At 50.2% G+C, this 16,072-nt stretch carries 15 protein-coding genes; 8 read left to right on the plus strand and 7 right to left on the minus strand.

From position 1 onward, the window contains the following. Positions 1–39 precede the first annotated feature (39 nt). The 4 genes from scpB to tatC are packed head-to-tail and all read left to right on the plus strand — an operon-like array spanning position 40 to position 2,147. Positions 40–684, plus strand: coding sequence for an SMC-Scp complex subunit ScpB (gene scpB, locus AB1K62_RS09220; protein ID WP_367003350.1), 645 nt, complete (start codon positions 40–42; stop codon positions 682–684). A gap of 37 nt (positions 685–721) precedes the next feature. Beyond that, entirely contained in the window at positions 722–949 is a 228-nt protein-coding gene (locus AB1K62_RS09225; RefSeq protein WP_367003189.1) for a twin-arginine translocase TatA/TatE family subunit, read from the plus strand. Between the two features lie 32 nt (positions 950–981). Next, a complete protein-coding gene (gene tatB, locus AB1K62_RS09230) occupies positions 982–1,371 on the plus strand; it encodes a Sec-independent protein translocase protein TatB (RefSeq protein WP_367003190.1) in 390 nt (129 codons plus the stop codon). Then, positions 1,368–2,147: a twin-arginine translocase subunit TatC gene (gene tatC, locus AB1K62_RS09235; protein WP_367003192.1), complete on the plus strand. Its 780-nt coding sequence runs from the start codon at positions 1,368–1,370 to the stop codon at positions 2,145–2,147. The genes tatB and tatC overlap by 4 nt, the downstream gene beginning before the upstream one ends. A gap of 27 nt (positions 2,148–2,174) precedes the next feature. Here the strand turns inward: tatC and AB1K62_RS09240 are convergent, their stop codons facing one another. From AB1K62_RS09240 to AB1K62_RS09250, 3 genes are all read right to left on the minus strand, one after another. Continuing rightward, positions 2,175–2,285 (minus strand): entericidin A/B family lipoprotein, encoded by a 111-nt coding sequence (locus tag AB1K62_RS09240; RefSeq protein ID WP_367003352.1) that lies wholly within the window; start codon positions 2,283–2,285, stop codon positions 2,175–2,177. Positions 2,286–2,422: 137 nt separating this feature from the next. Beyond that, positions 2,423–2,548, minus strand: a complete 126-nt coding sequence (locus AB1K62_RS09245) for an Entericidin EcnA/B family protein (RefSeq protein WP_367003193.1) — start codon at positions 2,546–2,548, stop codon at positions 2,423–2,425. Between the two features lie 55 nt (positions 2,549–2,603). Further along, complete coding sequence (locus AB1K62_RS09250; protein WP_367003194.1) at positions 2,604–4,772, minus strand: TonB-dependent receptor; 2,169 nt, start codon at positions 4,770–4,772, stop codon at positions 2,604–2,606. A gap of 252 nt (positions 4,773–5,024) precedes the next feature. Here AB1K62_RS09250 and purT point away from each other — a divergent pair, with 252 nt between their 5' ends. From purT to AB1K62_RS09265, 3 genes are all read left to right on the plus strand, one after another. Next, on the plus strand, positions 5,025–6,203 hold the full coding sequence (gene purT, locus AB1K62_RS09255; RefSeq protein WP_367003195.1) for a formate-dependent phosphoribosylglycinamide formyltransferase: 1,179 nt from the start codon (positions 5,025–5,027) through the stop codon (positions 6,201–6,203). A 130-nt stretch (positions 6,204–6,333) separates the two neighbouring features. After that, positions 6,334–7,035 carry a glutathione S-transferase family protein gene (locus AB1K62_RS09260; RefSeq protein ID WP_367003197.1) on the plus strand — a complete coding sequence of 234 codons (702 nt, stop codon included), beginning with the start codon at positions 6,334–6,336 and terminating at the stop codon, positions 7,033–7,035. Between the two features lie 205 nt (positions 7,036–7,240). Continuing rightward, positions 7,241–9,457, plus strand: coding sequence for a M3 family metallopeptidase (locus AB1K62_RS09265; RefSeq protein WP_367003198.1), 2,217 nt, complete (start codon positions 7,241–7,243; stop codon positions 9,455–9,457). Positions 9,458–9,535: 78 nt separating this feature from the next. On the opposite strand, the gene AB1K62_RS09270 is transcribed toward AB1K62_RS09265, so the two are convergent. Further along, on the minus strand, positions 9,536–10,228 hold the full coding sequence (locus AB1K62_RS09270) for a porin family protein (protein ID WP_367003199.1): 693 nt from the start codon (positions 10,226–10,228) through the stop codon (positions 9,536–9,538). Between the two features lie 1,018 nt (positions 10,229–11,246). Continuing rightward, on the minus strand, positions 11,247–12,011 hold the full coding sequence (locus tag AB1K62_RS09275; protein ID WP_367003201.1) for a hypothetical protein: 765 nt from the start codon (positions 12,009–12,011) through the stop codon (positions 11,247–11,249). A gap of 199 nt (positions 12,012–12,210) precedes the next feature. Here AB1K62_RS09275 and AB1K62_RS09280 point away from each other — a divergent pair, with 199 nt between their 5' ends. Further along, positions 12,211–13,266: a hypothetical protein gene (locus AB1K62_RS09280; protein ID WP_367003202.1), complete on the plus strand. Its 1,056-nt coding sequence runs from the start codon at positions 12,211–12,213 to the stop codon at positions 13,264–13,266. Positions 13,267–13,552: 286 nt separating this feature from the next. Here AB1K62_RS09280 and AB1K62_RS09285 read toward each other — a convergent pair whose 3' ends face one another. Together AB1K62_RS09285 and AB1K62_RS09290 are read right to left on the minus strand one after the other, a co-directional pair. Beyond that, the gene (locus AB1K62_RS09285) at positions 13,553–15,139 is read right to left on the minus strand and encodes a GMC family oxidoreductase N-terminal domain-containing protein (RefSeq protein WP_367003203.1); all 1,587 of its coding nucleotides are present in this window, start codon (positions 15,137–15,139) and stop codon (positions 13,553–13,555) included. Beyond that, entirely contained in the window at positions 15,073–16,038 is a 966-nt protein-coding gene (locus tag AB1K62_RS09290) for a sterol desaturase family protein (protein WP_367003204.1), read from the minus strand. Before AB1K62_RS09290 ends, AB1K62_RS09285 begins: the two co-directional genes overlap by 67 nt. Positions 16,039–16,072 lie beyond the last annotated feature (34 nt).

Genomic DNA, 16,072 nt, shown 5'->3' on the forward strand with positions numbered 1-16,072 from the left:
CTTGCCATGGGGCAGCATCGAGAATTGGTCGATCGCGGTATGAATGAAATAACCCGCGCTGTAGAGGCGACTTTATTCGCGGCCGAAACACCTTTGACGATTGCCGATATTAAACTTTATGTCGGTGAAGATGCCGATATTCGCGGTGCGCTAAACGATTTGCAGAATGATTATTCGGGCCGCGGCGTATCTTTAGTCAAAACCGGTGACCGCTGGCATTTTCAGACCGCCCAAGATTTGTCCCACCTGTTGCGCCGTGAGCGCGCGCAGCTACGCAAACTTAGCCGAGCGGGGATGGAGACACTGGCAATCATTGCTTATCATGAACCTGTGAGTCGCGCTGAAATTGAAGCGATCAGGGGTGTTCAGGTTGCCAAGGGCACGCTGGATGTGCTGATGGAGACAGGATGGGTCCGTCCGGCAGGACGCCGTGAAGTGCCGGGCCGACCCCTTATTTATGCTACGACCGCTGAGTTTCTTACCCACTTCGGCCTGCAAAGTCGCAAGGAACTGCCCGGTATAGATGACTTGAAAGCCGCTGGATTGCTTGATCCTGTTGATTTGGCACTAGAGCGGCTTGAGATGGAAGCGGAGGATGAGCTCCCCTTCGATCAAGGGGCTGAACAAGACTCTGCACAAGAAAATGATGATGACCACGTAGACCCACTGGAAAGTGAGGCGTAAAGCGCCTAAGTATAGGGCCTAGATCAGGAGACTTTCGATGCAACCGAGTATTTGGCAGATTTTAATTGTAGCAGCATTGGTGCTAATTCTGTTCGGTCGCGGCCGGATTTCAGAGATGATGGGAGATGTCGGTAAAGGCATTAAATCCTTCAAAAAAGGCATTTCCGAAGAAGAGGAAAATGCAAAAATATCTGCCCAGATTGACAATAAGCCAGCCGATATCAGAGCAGATAAAGCAACCACCTCTGACAAGACTGCCGGTTAATGTCGGCCCGCCGGAATTAGCGGCGCACAGATATGTTTGACTTTTCCATATCCGAGATCGCGATTATCGTGATTATTGCTGTTGTTGTAATTGGCCCGAAGGAATTGCCGAGCGCATTGGCTACAGCAGGACGCTGGATGGCCAAGGCACGCGGAGTCATGGGTAATTTCCGTACCGGCTTTGATGCCATGGTCCGTGAAGCGGAATTACAGGAAATGGAAAAGAAATGGGCAGCCGAGAACGAGCGTATAATGCTCGAACATCCCATGGAAGCCACGGACGAACCGTCTATGCAGCATCTTGATGCTTCGGCTGAGAGTGATGCTTCGGCTGAGACAATTGTAAGCGATCAAAGTGAAGCAGATTTGCCGCATGATAACAGTGCGTCAGGCAATAAACCGGAAAATGAACCCGGCAAATGAATGATCCTTCCGCACCAGATATAAATGACAGCAAGGCTCCGCTGATCGAGCATCTGATCGAGCTACGCCAGCGTCTTGTGTGGGCGGTGGTCGCTTTGCTTATTGCTTTTGCGTTCAGCTTTTATTTTGCTGACGAGATATTCGGATTACTTGTCGTCCCTTTGACTGATGCCTTTCCTCCTGGGGAAGGCAGACTGGTTTATACCAAGCTCTATGAGGCCTTTTTTGTCGAGATAAAGGTTGCGATGTTTGCTGCTTTCTTTCTCGCTTTTCCAATTATTTCGAACCAGATCTGGGCATTTGTCGCACCGGGGCTTTATTCCAACGAGAAAAAAGCCTTTCTGCCGTTTCTCATTGCTACGCCGATATTGTTCACCGCTGGCGCGGCGCTCGCTTACTTCATAGTCATGCCGACTGCCTTCCGGTTCTTTCTGGGTTTTGAAGGGCAAGTGGGCGGAATGACACAAGAGGCACTGCCGGCTATGGGCGATTACCTTGATCTGGTGATGCGCTTCATTCTTGCTTTTGGGGTTTGTTTTCAACTGCCGGTGCTGCTGTTGCTGTTGAACCGGGCCGGGTTGGTCACTCGCGAACAGTTAAAAAGTCTGCGCCGCTATATGGTTGTTGGCGCATTTATATTGGCTGCGATATTGACGCCGCCGGATATAGTATCGCAATTCCTGCTCGGTATTCCGCTGATCTTACTTTATGAATCTTCACTTGCGATCATGTGGTTTACCGAGCGTAGGAACGCAAAGAAAAAGGCTGTCGAGTAAACAGAGCCTGATTGCATGATATTAGGGCTAGTTTATTACCTCTTCGCCCTTTTCACCGACCGATTCAATATCTTCGCCTGCGCCCTGTACAGTATTGCACGCTGCAAGAACCATGGTTGATGACAGGAAAAAAGTCATAATAATCTTACGCATTTCATTCTCCTAGCTGCCGGACATTTTATGCCGGTTATAAAGAGAAATGCGTAAGTCAGGCTTTTGTTCCGGCATCGATTGCATATTCGCAAGTTTAGCGGTCAATGCCGGAAAATATACGATCAGTCGATGGCGCGCTCACCTGCACGGCCAACGGATTTAATATCATCTCCGACACCCTGCACAGTGTTGCATGCGCCCAGCAAGAGCGTCGATGATATAATGATAGAAGCAATGATCTTTCGCATTTGGGTAACTCCTGATTCTGCGTTCAAGCGGAAATCCGGAGTTACCCGATTACCGCTAGAAACTAAACTTTGCGCTGATACGAATATCACGTCCTGCCAGCGGTACATAGTCTTTCGTGAATGAAGCATGACGACGCGCATTCACATCAAAGATATTATTTGCTGAAGCGAGCAAGGTTATACCGCCGTCTTTGCCCATTGGCCGCCATGCGGCAGAGGCATTGACCATGGTGAAACTGTCGGTCGGCGTTTCAAAGGTCGCTACACGGTTCTGACTATCGGACCATTCCACTTCTGCGCGCAGATCAATAGCATCGCTTTGTGCTTCGATACCGCCCAATAGCCGCAAGGGCGGTATCCGGGGAACCGGCCCGCCGCCGTCTTTGACTTTAGCGCGGACATAATCGGCAACTCCGTCGGTGACGAAATTAAATCCGCCTGCACGTGCCACTGCAAAGGAAGCGGAGGCTTCGAAGCCATAATATGTCGCGTCCTGTTGAAAATACTGGAATACCGGCAGACCATCCTGTTCGGCTCCGGTCTCTGCTTCATAAATATAATCATCAAATAAATTGGCGAAAACGGTCGCGCTTAACTGGATATCGTCTGATTCCCAACGCGCATATAGCTCTCCGCCCCAGCTTTTCTCCGTAGTGAAACCCGGGTTGCCAATTTCATAGGCTTGTGTCGCAATATGGGGGCCGTCGGACAGTAGCTCTTCAGCCGAGGGCGCGCGTTCAGAGCGTGAGAGGTTCACGCCGATCTTCAAACCGCTATTGTCAGGAGCATAAGCAAAACCGAGCGCACCCGAAAAACTGTCAAAACTACGTTCAAAGTTGATGCTGTTTGCAGTGATGTCGCTATTGTCATAACGCGCGGCGGCTTCGATTTCAAAATTGCCGAGATCGACTTCCTGCACAGTGAATATAGCCCTGTTCTTAACCGTATTTTTAGGGACAAAGGCTTCTGCGCCAATGGCATTAAAATCGCGGGCCAATAGCTGTGTTCCCACCACTCCTCGCCAGCCATCACGCTCTGCCTGAACCAGTTCTGCGCGTGCTTCTATCCCTTCGACCTGAAAGACTGTGCCGACTTCATCACCTTCAAATTCGGTGTGTTTATAATCGGAAAAGCCGGCGCGCAGATTGAGGGTTTCAAAAAAGCCGCCAAGGTCAACGCCTGCGCGAAGGTCGGCGCGAAATTGCTCCAGACCAATTGTCACGGGTGCATCGCCATGTTCCTCATGCCCGTCATGATCTCCGTGATCGTGGTCATGATCATGATCATGCACATGCACCGTCCCGGGACGGGTAGGAACGCCATAATCCGTATCATAATAGCTGACAGAAAAGCCGATATGGCCGCCATCACCAATATAGGCGAGGCCGGTTGCTGCGTTAACCGTGCGGCTACCCGTATTCGGGACTTTGCCGCGCTGATTGGCAAGTTCAGTCAGTTCCGCTGCTTCATCAAGATGTCCTTCCTCGGCTTCTTCGCTGGCCTGTGCCAGTATTTCACCGCGTAAACCGGGTGACAGGACGTAACCGGGAATATTCACATCATCGGTATCACGAAAGCTACCGTTGATATGAAATACCAGATTATCCGTCAGTGGCACGTCAAGCGAACCGCCCACGCTCCAATCATTGGCCGCGCTGCCATAGCCGCCTACTGCGTCAAGGTGAAAAGCCTCATCCGGCACAGCGCGCGGAATACGCTTGTCGATAATATTCACGGCGCCGCCAATTGCATCGCCGCCAAACAGCAGGACTGCTGGCCCGCGTAATACTTCGACCCGCTGGGCTGTCAGGGGATCAATTGCGACAGCATGGTCAACCGAGGTATTAGAGGCATCAAGCGAACCTATGCCATCCGTCAAAACACGCACGCGCGGGCCTTGAAAACCGCGTAAGACAGGGCGGGATGCGCCGGGCGCAAAGCTGGTCGAAGAAATACCGGGAAGGCTGGTCAGACTGTCACCGATCTGGCCGCGTAAATTTTCAGTCAATTTATCACCGGATAATACGGACGTACCGGCCAGAATGTCCAGTTTTTTAACATAAGGTGCTGTGACCACAATCGCGTCATCACTGTGAAAATCGTCAACCGTTCCGCGCTGCCGCGGTGCTTCAGCAATATTTCCGGCATCGTTCGATTGTGCAAGGGCAGGGGCGACGGGACTGAACAATAGCGCTGTTGAGAGTAAATATTTGATATGGGGCATGGATACTCGCCTGAATATATGAGTGGGGGTTAATCCGCATATCCGTTAAAGGAAATGATATAACATATCAAACAGAAATTTCATCATGTGGAATATTCTGGCAGAAGTAAGTCTGGTGTTAGAGCTAAAAAAGCTGGTGTGATGGGGTTTTTATAAAGGAAAGATTTTTCCGGCTATCAAGTTATTTGGCCTCGATTACGCCAAAATCGTTTCAGCATGACGGGCCAATATATTCCCGCTATTAGAATCATCATGACATTCAGTAAAAAAATCCTGATTCTGGGTTCCGGGGAACTGGGCCGTGAATTCACTATATCTGCTAAACGCCTCGGCGCCTATGTCATTGCTTGTGACGCTTATTCAGGCGCACCGGCGATGCAGGTCGCTGATGAAAGCGAGATATTTTCCATGCTCGACGGCGATAGATTGCGCGCGGCCATTGAAAAGCATAGCCCCGACCTGATTGTCCCTGAAATCGAAGCTATTCGCACCGAAATTCTGGTAGAAATGGAGGACAAGGGGTATAATATCGTACCATCTGCCCGGGCGGCGCAATTGACGATGAACCGCGACGCCATCCGCGATGTTGCGGCGCAGGAATTGGGCCTTGCGACCTCGCGCTATCATTATGCTGAGAGTTTCTCCGAGGTGCAGGCCGCAGCCAGTGACATCGGTCTGCCGCTGGTGATCAAGCCGGTCATGTCCTCTTCCGGCAAGGGGCAGACCAAGGTTGATAATATCGACGCGCTGGAAACCGCATGGACCTATGCCGTTGACAATATGCGCGGCGACCGTGCCCGCGCGATTGTCGAGCAATTTATCGATTTTGACTATGAAATCACTCTCCTTACTGTGCGGACCCGTGATGGCATATTGTTCTGCCCGCCTATCGGTCATCGGCAAGAACGCGGCGATTATATGGAAAGCTGGCAACCGGCGGCCATGTCAAAAGATGCATTGGCCACCGCGCAGGCCATGGCGCGAAAGGTGGTGGATAACCTGGGTGGTTACAGTATATTTGGCGTGGAGTTTTTTGTTACCAAAGACGCTGAGGTCATTTTCTCTGAACTCAGCCCCCGTCCGCATGATACGGGCATGGTCACACTGATCGGTCAGAATCTGACCGAATTTGACCTGCACGCCAGGGCCATCATGGGGCTGCCTATCCCCCATATCGCATTAACCGCTCCGGCGAGTGCCAGTGCCGTAGTTCTGGCTGATCGTAATAGTGAGAGTTTTACTTTTAGCGGGATAGCAGATGCCTTGGCCTTGGGCAGCAAAGAAGGGGAAGTGGATGTGCGGATTTTTTGCAAACCTGTCACGCGGCCCTTCCGGCGGATGGCAGTGGCTCTTGCGACGGGGGATGACACCAATGCGGCGCGGCGTCTGGCAAAACGCGCTGCGGATGCCGTCGGGATTATATATGATTGAAGCGAGAAACGCAGAATAAGCTCTTTACTCTTGCTTGCTGCGGGGTTCTATTATCCCCTCATAAAAAAGGGCGCCGTCACTTCCTAATTGCGGTTTAGCCCGTCACTTTTCAAATGGAGAATCCAGCCCCATGACCGCACCTTATATCCTTTATGGCTCGCCTTTATCCCCGTTCCAGCGCAAGGTTGAAGCGATATTTGCGCTGAAAGGGCTCGATTACGAACGCGAAGCAATCAACATCATGGCTATGCCGGACTGGTATCTTGAGATTAGCCCGACAGCGCGTATTCCTGCGTTACGTGATACGTCTATTGCCACAGAAGGACCGGAGGGTACAATTTCTGACAGCTCGGCGATTTGCGGATATTTGGAGAAAAAACACCCGCAACCCGCCTGCTATCCCGAAGACCCTTATTTATACGGGCGGGCATTGTGGCTGGAAGAATATGCGGACAGCGCACTCGCCATGACCTGTGGCATGGGGGTATTCCGGCCATTGATCTTTGCTTTGATGGGCGGAAAGAAACCGGATGTGGCATCCGCACGCGCGACATGGAACGAAAAGCTGCCACCCCTATGGGATTATCTGGAAAAGCAGCTGGATGGCGGCACTTATTTTCTTGGGGACAGGCTATCTATTGCCGATATTTCGATTGCTGCACAATTGATCCAGATGGATTTGATCGCCCTTCCGTTCGATACCACAAAATGGCCCGGGTTGGCTTCATTTTTGAAGACAATGAACGCGCATGACATTTTCCGGCATAATATAACGACTTGCCAAAAAATGCTGACCAAAATGGTTCCAGAGAAATTCGATTTGTCGCTTTGATATATTGGCATCAAACGCAATGACTTGCCATGTAACAAGTTGTTCATCGACGGCTAAGCGCAGTTCGTCTAAAACATAATTTCATACGCAACCTTTTTGCCTTTTTGTGCCCTGCTATTGTAAGAAGGTATCGAGCCCGAAAGGGTCACATGGTTCCATTGCCTCTTACCGGGGGCAGTATTTCCTATTTCTTGGAGAGATATATATGCGATTTTCAGTATCCAGCCGCAAATTTTTTCTGGGCGTTTCCACCGCTGCTTTATTGGGCATCGGTAGCACCCCGGCCATGGCAGAGCAGAGCACTGCACAGCTTAACCAAATGAGCGCAAACGGGAATGTTGCCATGAAAAAATCATCTGATGATATATCTGAAAATAGCATTTTGCAGGAATGGACCGGCCCCTATGGCGGCGTACCCCCGTGGGACGAGATCAAGGTTTCCGATTTTCCGCAAGCCTTTGAACAGACGATGAAAGACGTCAAAGCCGATTTTGTTGCTGTGCGCGACAATCCGGAGCCAGCGACTTTCGAAAATACTGTCGTGCCTTTGGAGCTTCTAGGCACAAGTGCAGACGAGCTTTTCGCTATTTGGGGCGTATATTCAAGCAATCTTTCCAATGATGAGGTTCGCAAGATCCAGAGAGAGTGGCTGCCGAAAATATCGGCTTTCTTTGATGAACTGACTCTCGATCCAAAGATGTTCCAGCGTTACAAAACCGTATATGACAACCGCAAAACTGCCGGTCTGGATGCACAGCAGATGCGTCTGGTCGAGCGTGAATATGAAGCTCTTGTCCGTAACGGCGCGTTGCTTGAGGGCGCGGAAAAACAGCAGTTGATTGCTTATAATACCGAATTGTCAAAAGCGTTTAACGAATTTTCCAACAAGGTATTGGCCGATGAAGAAACTTTCATCTTCCTGACCGATGAAGCCGATCTTGCCGGACTGCCCGACAGTTTTATTGCTTCGATTGCCGAAGCAGCAAAGAAAGAGGGCAAAGAAGGCTGGGCACTTAAAAACACTCGTTCTGTCATGCAGCCTTTCCTGCAAAACTCGACGCGCCGTGATCTGCGTGAGAAAGTATATAATGCTTATATCAACCGCGGTGACAATGGTGATGAAAATGACACCAATGCAACTATTGCCAAAATCCTGAAGCTGCGCGCGGACCGTGCCAAGCTGCTCGGTTTCAAAACGCACGCGCATTACCGCATGGCCGATACGATGGCGAAAGATCCTGAAACCGCGATGGAGCTGATGATGAAAGTCTGGCCTGCTGCTGTTGCGCGGGTCGATGAAGAAGTAGCCGATATGCAGGCAATTGCCGATGCAGAGGGCGCAAATATCACGATCAAGCCGTGGGATTACCGCTTTTACGCTGAAAAGGTCCGCAAGGCGAAATATGACCTCGATGAAGCGGAGATTAAACCCTATTTCAAACTGGACAATATGGTTGCCGCAATGTTTGACGCGGCGAATAAACTATATGGCATGACCTTTACCGAAAACACCGGCAGCGTTCCGGTTTTCGATCCCGAGGTCCGCACTTTTGAAGTGAAGCGCGGGGACAAGCTGGTCGGGCTTTTCTATCTCGACAATTTTGCCCGTGCCGGAAAACGGTCGGGTGCATGGATGACAACCTATCGCAGCCAACATGATCTGGGCGGCAATAATGATTATGTTCTAGCGTCCAACAACAATAATTTTGTCAAAGGTGGCGAGGGTTCACCCACGCTCATCAGTCTGGACGATGCCTCGACTTTGTTCCATGAATTTGGTCATGCGCTGCATTATCTCAACTATGATATTACTTATCCGGGCCTTGGCCGGACGCCGCGAGATTTTGTCGAATATCCCAGTCAGGTGAACGAGAATTGGCTACTCACCCGCTATGTGTTGGATAATTATGCCAAGCATTCCGAAACCGGCGAGCCCATGCCGCAGGCGCTGGTTGACAAGATCAACAAGTCGAAAACCTTTAATGAAGGCTTTTCAACAGTGGAATATCTGTCTTCCGCGATTGTGGACATGAAATTGCACAACCGCGCAGAACCTGTCACCGACCCGGATGCGTTCGAGCGGGAAACACTGGCGGAAATTGGTATGCCGGATACGATTGTGATGCGTCACCGCCTTCCACAGTTTAATCACCTGTTCTCATCGGATGCATATTCGGCTGGATATTACAGCTATCTGTGGTCCGAAACCATGGACGCGGATACCTGGGCAGCCTTTGAAGAAGCCGGTGATGTCTGGGACAAGGATACAGCAAAACGTTTCCGCTCGATCATCCTGTCCACGGCGAACGAGACAGACCGTAAAGAAGCCTATCGTAAGTTCCGTGGTCGTGATCCGGAAGTGAAGTATATTCTCAAAAAACGGGGGTTCCCGGTACCGGGTGAAACATCCGGCGGCGAGTGACGGGCCGATAGACGAAAGAAAATAAAAGGGCGCGCTAGCCATTGGATAGCGCGCCCTTTCTTTGTCAATTAACGCTATTTAGAAGCGCACACCAACACCGGCCAGCACCTGATGCCGGTCAAGGTCAATGCCGATTGAGCTATTATCGTTGAATAGCTCATCATCGTATTTCATGCTGCTATAGTTGGAATAGCGATATTCCAGTTTTACGTAGCCAGGGCCAACCAGCTGTTCAATACCAGCACCGACCCGGTAACCATCGACGGATTGCCCATCGTCAAAATCCAGCTCATAGCCATCATCTTCGACGCGGTCCTGAAAACGGGATTCAACCCGCGTGTTGGTGTAACCGCCTTTTGCATAAAGCAAAGTGGTTGGCGTTACCTGCGCACCGATCCGTGCACCAATGTAAAGGTCGCGGTTTACGTTGATCCGATAACCGAATGGTGCCGCAATGTCCTCGCTGGATGATTGTTTTCCAGTTGAGTCCATATATTCGGCTTCCAGACCGACAATCGCTGATCCCAGATCGAAATCATAACCGGCGGCTACACCATAAGCGAAGCCGTCTACGGATTGATCCAGGCCATTATCTTCAAAAATACCGTCTTCATCTGTATCAATATCGACATCACTGCCAGAACGAAGCTGGTCATAACCGCCGATAATTTCGATGCGGGGTCCGGAAAAGGGGGAGGATTCCTGGGCTTGAGCAGCCGCTGAAACCATCATGCTACCGGCGAGGAGAGAGATTACTAGGGGGGTTTTCATACTTTACTCCACTATTATTATTAAAAATCTACAGGATAACAATCCTGCAGGGACTCATTTGTTCACTATGTGAACCCACTCATAATGCATAAAATTGTCTGAACACCCGGTGAGGCATTTCGAGATTTGGGGAAAAAATGAAAATAGTTAGAACCTGTTGTATTTTCGACACGTGGTTAACAGGTGCTATTGGATCGTGTTGACGCCCGGAAGTGCCAGTAAAATCTGTTCTAAAGCCGCTTTGTAAACGGGCATGCGACTAACAAAGTCTAAGGCCTTTCAGAAAAGTCCAACTTCTGAAGAAGTGATCAATGAAGATTGTCGGTCCTTCGTGTGCCTTCCGGTTGGTCGTGCAAGACCAATGGCTATACATTCAATTATAGCTGGAAATTATAGCTGGATCAGGCCGCCATAGCGGTTTTGCTAAATTTCTCGGTAAAACGGGGCTCCATCGGCTGGCTTGATACCACGGCCAGCGGCAAAGCTGTTTCGCAATATGCACATTCTGCACTGAACCGACCAACATACCAGTGGGATTTACCGCATCCGGGGCAGCGATTAACTATGTCCGAATGATACATAGGACGATAGCCGCGTTGTTGGACAGCCGCTTTTTGAGAATGAGTAGCGTCGCCTGATACATTTGAGTTGCGGTCAACGAATGATTTAAGAGGTAAATACATCGTTCTTCCTTCTTCTTATTGCTGGTCAAATACCAACGCACGAACCAAGATAACGAGACAAGCACTACGACGAGCCGTTGCCTATCAGCGATAAGATGCTACTCTGGCACAGATTAAATGATAGGAATTTTTAGACATTACCCAAAAAGTTTCGCACTTCCCGGGACAAGCCGTTGAAACAAGCAGGAAATTACACATAAGGAAATGTAGCAGAAATCCGCGAAATATTAGCTGCTAATATTAACTTGTGAAGAAACAAGGTTAATTTCAGAGCCAATAAGGCAAGTGGCGACTCGGCTGAAAAATAGCTTGCCGTTATATCTGTTTGATGACCGTCAATCGCTATCCACGAGATTGACCACATTCGCGACGTTATATTTCAGGGCTTCTTCCTTGGTCAGGCACCGGCGGGTCGATTGATCCTCACCGTCCGTTTTTACCGCTTTCTGCTTATACATTATATCGGTCAGCAGCTTGCGGGACACGCCCATACGTATCAAAAAATCATTATCTTCCGTGGCGAGCAGGGCGCTTTCCTGTTCCACTTCCCCGATTAACTCGACCGTGGAATCCGTACCCATTTCGACACTGTAATTTATGGCCGTGCGATCATTTGTCATGGTGAACATATGCACCATGAAACCGCCATCAGCTTCTATAATGCGGGCCCGTCCGCCCATGAACACGAAATTGCAAGCACTGAAACAGGTCCAACCTGCAGGAATACGGGTGATAAGCGCGCCGCCTTCTTCACGAATGATCCGCCCGGCTACATTGCCGGCGCGGGCATCTCCCCCCGGCGAACGCAGCCAGATTTCGGTAATCTCGGGGTTGTTTTCCAGTGCTATCTTCAGCCTGTCCGGTAAGCCGATATCAATAGCCCCTTCGGCAAACAGCACCATTGTGCCGTTCTTTTCCTTGGGGGTGAGTGTCATTTTCTTGTTATTTGTCCAATTGGGCTCGGCGGGGCAGGTCGGATTTTCCGGGTCCATGACCGGGGCACTGGATTTTGCTCTATCATCCCGGGTATCAGGCGCCATATTCCCTTGAATAGCCAGCATAGCCGTCAGCAAAAGCAGTGATCTGACAAATGTTTTCATGAGCGTTCCTTCCATCCGGTGAAGGCATAATATGAGCCGATTATACAACATGGTGAGAATTGTCACAAGAAATAGGATATTTACTGTTATCTTGATATAAATGGTTTTTTCATGTTCCCTTCACGAGGCTAGTGGATGGAACAAATCAGGGTCGTTGGTCGCCATTCGGAGCCAGTGAATTCGAAATAAAGGGGCTAAAATGACAAAACGGACGCACAGCATGTCTTATGCACTGATTGCAACATTGGGTATGATGTTGGCAACCCCCGCCTTATCCAATGGTCAGGATGTCACGCAGGAGCAAGACTTGGCTGACCGGGCTTATGTTCCGCCCGCATCACCCGAACCGGCCCTGCCGTCGCTACCTCCGACGCCTGTATTAACCACAGAAAGCTATCCTGATTGCCGGGAAGATTTTCAAAAATTCGCTGCGCCTTTTGACAAAGCGAAGGATATCAATCGCTGCACCGCTCTATTGGACCGTTATTATGCCGAAGTTCTGACGCCGTTTCGCGAACGGATGATTGAACATCAGAATGAAATTTCAGCCATTTTCACCTCTCAAGTGGCTGGAAAAATGGTTTATACGGCAAAGTCCCGAAACGCTTTTTACCAGACAGTTATGAAAGAGCATGCTGCCTCTGATCCCCAAGGAGCCAATCTTTCCGAATATCGGGATTTAGAGTCGCGCTATCAGCAAGATCGCGCTTATTTACAGGACCGCTTTTGTTTCAATACCGGCTGCGGCGGCTATGAAATACCCGAATATGTAGCGGCCGACAAAAAAGCGTCAAAGAGTAAGAAAGACAAGCAGACTAAAACTGCCAAAAACGCCGATGGCCCACAAAAATGCAAAAAAGCCAGAGGGCGCGGTGGGCTGATTGGTGGAATATTGGGCGGAGTTGCCGGTAATGCGACCGGACTTGGAAATGTCGGGACTTTGATTTCCAGCGGCGTCGGGGCGCTATTGGTCGGGGAAATTGCCTGTCAGCTGACCGAAAAAGAACAAAAAGAAGCGGCAAAAGCCACAGTCGCAGTTACCAAAGAAGAAAAACTTGGTGCCACCGCTAGTTGGAAAAGCCCGACGCGATCAGGCGTTTCAGGATCTTCAACAGTCACCGCACTCAATACCCGGCCCAATGGACAAAAATGCCTTAGCATTACAGATGTTGCGATCATCGAGGGTAAAGAAACCCGGGTTTCAAAACAGATGTGCCGCGGGCAGGGTGATGAAGGCTATGTGATTGTCGTCTAACGGGAAAATATACTCAGACAGTATCCGTGAATTGGGTAAATAGCTTTCCTACACGCATGCTCTTCTGCTATTTTCCAGAGTGGCTCTTTCTTAATTTTGAATAGAAACTCTGCGCGGTCGAGGGGTGTGACTTGTGTGAACTTTGGAATAAAGTTGCGCGAGGTTAACAGGTTGTAAACTTCATTTTATACATCTCACTTCCACGATGGACCGTCATCCCGGAGAAAGCCGGGATAACGGTTCAAACGCGTGTGAATTGTGTGAACTTTGGGACATGCTCCTATCCTTACCCCAGATCCGCCCTGATGAAATCTGCGGCCCGCTCGCCAATCATGATGCTCGGTGCATTGGTGTTGCCACTGACAATTTCAGGCATGATCGACGCGTCGGCAATATATAGGCCATCCAGCCCTTTGAATTTAAGCCGATTGTCTACCACAGCATTATCATCTTGGCCCATGCGGCATGTGCCGACAGGATGATACACAGTATCGGCACGATTTCTGATGAGCGTGTCCAATGCGTTATCATCGCTCATATCAATGGGGTGACGGTTTGTGGGTTTGAAGTCGGTGAGCGGCGGTGCTTCCATAATCCGCTGCATATGGCGGACACCTTTTCGCAAAGTCGCAATATCGCGATCATCATCAAGGAAATTGGGGTCGATGGCGGGCGGCGCTGCGGGATCGGTTGAACCCAGCCGGACCGTGCCCTTGCTATAGGGACGCAACACACATGCGTGACAGCTAAAGCCATGGCCTTTGACCTTTTCACGGCCATGGTCCTCAAGCACAGCGGGCACAAAATGATACTGGACATCAGGGGCCGGTACATCAGGGCCGGATGACCAGAAGCCTCCCGCTTCGGCATAAGGTGTGGTCATGATGCCAGTGCGTTTCATCCGGTGTTCAAAAATCGCCTTGCCCATGCGGATCGTGCCTTCTAGGGAATCTCCGATCAGCTCTTTGGACTCGGTTGTATAGCCAGAGACAAAATCAATATGGTCTTTCAGGTTTGCTCCGACTTCCGGTTTGTCGACGATGATATCCACGCCTTTATTTTTCAGATGCTCCGCCGGACCAATGCCGGAGAGTTGCAGGATATGCGGCGATCCGAATGCACCAGCAGAAAGAACGACAGCGCCTTTGGCCAATATAGTTTCCCGTTTGCGGCCCTGTAAAAGCTGAACGCCCATAACGCGGCCATTTTCAATGACCAGCCTTTCAACCAGCGAATTGGTCCTTATATCAAGGTTCTTGCGCCCGCGCGCCGGATCGACATAGGCCCGCGCTGCGCTCCAACGTTCCCCGTTTTTCTGGGTTACCTGATAAATGCCGATCCCTTCCTGCTTCGCACCGTTAAAATCGTCGAGGACAGGAATCTGTAGATTACGGGCTGCTTCCACAAAGGCAAGGCTACCGGGGTTAGGCCATTTTTGATCCGACACTGACAGGGGGCCGTCGCCGCCATGAAATTCATCGCCGCCGCGTTCATTGCCTTCGGATTTTTTGAAATAGGGCAGAACATCTTCATAGCTCCAGCCCTCACAACCCATTGCGGCCCAATTGTCATAATCCCATTTATTACCGCGGATATAGATCATTGCGTTGATGGCACTGGAGCCGCCAAGGCCGCGTCCGCGCGGTTGATACCCAATGCGTCCGTTAAGCCCCTTTTGCGGGACGGTATCAAATTTCCAGTTCGCATTTTTTAACAGAAACGGCATCATTCCCGGTGTTTTGACCAGGAAATTATTATTATTTCCTCCCGCTTCGACCAGACAGACCGAGCGTGTACCATCTTCGCTTAACCGTCCGGCAACCGCGCTCCCTGCTGATCCGCCACCGATGACGATGATGTCATATTCTGCCATTTTACTCTCTCCTGTTGTGCCCAGCGTGCCTTTATAGTTTCACTGCTTTCTCTGGAGCCATCATGGCTCCAACCCGGCGGTTTTATTAGATAGTTTAATTTGTAGCGCCAGGGCGCTGACCACAGATCCTGGGCCATGCCGATCCATTCGTGAAAAGCGGCCCAAAAAATATTATAACTGGTCAGGTTCTTGACGATCCCATAATTAATTGTCTCGTCAATGGTTTCTGGTTCAAACGTTCCGAACATCTTGTCCCAGATGATGAAAACTCCGGCATAATTGCGGTCCAGATAGCGGGGATTGGTCGCATGGTGAACGCGGTGGTGCGAGGGAGTGTTCATCACCGCTTCAAACCAGCGGGGCATCCGGTCAATCGCTTCGGTATGGATCCAATATTGATAGACGAGATTCAGCCCCGCCAAAAAGAATATCAACGCAGGCGGGAAGCCAAGAAAAAAGAGAGGCATGCGAAAAATAAAGCTGAGCGCAAAAAAACCGGTCCACGTCTGGCGTAGTGCGGTTGTCAGGTTGTAATGTCGGCTGCTGTGATGAATGACATGCGCGGCCCAGAACCAGCGGACCCGGTGTGCAGTGCGGTGGAACCAGTAATAGGCTAAATCATCGAGAATGAATGCGACAGGGACAAGCCATAGAGCATTGGGCCAGTTCATCGGTAAATCGAACAGGCGATATTCATATGCCCAGAGAGCGAGCATTAATACGACCCCGCCCGTAAGCAAACCCGCAACCACACTGCCAATGCCAAGAGAAAGTGACGTTATCGCATCCCTGGTTTCATAACGGATATGATTATTTTTCCGGCTCCACAGCCATTCGCCCGCAACCGTGGCTACGAAAAAAGGAATCGCCCAAAGCGTAGGGGACGGAAAGCTCTCCATCCCTGATTGTTTACATGAATGTTAGTTGCTGTCC

It is taken from the genome of Parasphingorhabdus sp. JC815 (assembly GCF_040717415.1).
Lineage (GTDB): Bacteria > Pseudomonadota > Alphaproteobacteria > Sphingomonadales > Sphingomonadaceae > Parasphingorhabdus.